Source organism: Catelliglobosispora koreensis DSM 44566 (assembly GCF_000379685.1).
Classification (GTDB): domain Bacteria; phylum Actinomycetota; class Actinomycetes; order Mycobacteriales; family Micromonosporaceae; genus Catelliglobosispora; species Catelliglobosispora koreensis.
Genome location: NZ_KB903287.1, coordinates 1 through 1,021 on the forward strand (window position 1 = coordinate 1; position 1,021 = coordinate 1,021).

General features: G+C 66.2%; 1 pseudogene. It reads left to right on the forward strand.

Annotation, left to right across the window (positions count from 1 at the left end):
• Positions 1-537: 537 nt before the first annotated feature.
• Positions 538-1,021 (forward strand): annotated as a pseudogene (locus A3E1_RS0127950) (Acg family FMN-binding oxidoreductase); the annotation flags it as partial.

Genomic DNA, 1,021 nt, shown 5'->3' on the forward strand with positions numbered 1-1,021 from the left:
CTCGGTGAGCTGGCTGCGCAGCTGGGTTCGGGCGTCGCCCACAGGTCGGCATATGCCGTCAGCGATGCTTAAGGGCGCATGCCGATGAGCTGCTGCGGGCACCGACACCGATCGTGTGGGTGATGGGCCGCACCAATGGTTTCCACGTCCCCAACCCGCTGGACCGGTTCGTCATCCGCGATCGTGACCCCGCTGCAATTCAAACCCGCACGGATCGCTGGACATCCACATTCAGAATGATTCGCCAGGGCCGGACAAGGAGCCGAACTGGCTGTCCATGCCACAGGGACCATTCCAAGTGATGGACGCATGTACTCGCCCAGCGCCATCGCGCGACGCGACTGCGCCGACCTGCCGCCGCTGTAAAAGGCCGACAAGCCCACAGCCAAGACCCCTCGTGGTCATTGTGGAGGAAGACTCTGATCATCCGCGTGAGGTGCCCGCACCTGCCGGCGGAAAGGAAGGGACTAAAGACACTGCCGCATCCCTGCCTGCTGGCACTGCCTACCACCAGCATCGGCGCGGGAAAGTAGGCATATGCCTGCTTCCGAGTCCGTGTTGCGTCAGGCGGCCGAGGCCGCCGTGGCGGCACCGTCGATCTTTAACACCCAGCCGTGGCGCTGGCAACTCGGGCACGGCACCATGCGGCTGTGGGCAGACAGAGCCCGGCAGTTGCTCGTGGCTGACCCTACGGGCAGGATGCTGACCATCAGCTGCGGCGTGGCCCTGCACCACGCCCGGCTCGTCATCGCCACCCTAGGCTCAGATACTCGAGTAGAACGCCTGCCCGACTCGGCAGAGCCGGACCTGCTGGCCGAAATCCACACCGGTGGGGTGCACGAACCCAGCCCGCAGCAATGGGCGCTGCGCGCGGCGATACTGATGCGCCGCACCGACCGCCGCCCGTTCAAACCCGACCCTGTACCCCGCGCCCTCGCCCAAACCCTAGTCGGGGCCGCCGAGGCCGAAGGAGCGCATCTGCACCTGATCCGCCGCGGCCAGATCGCACAGCTGGCGATTG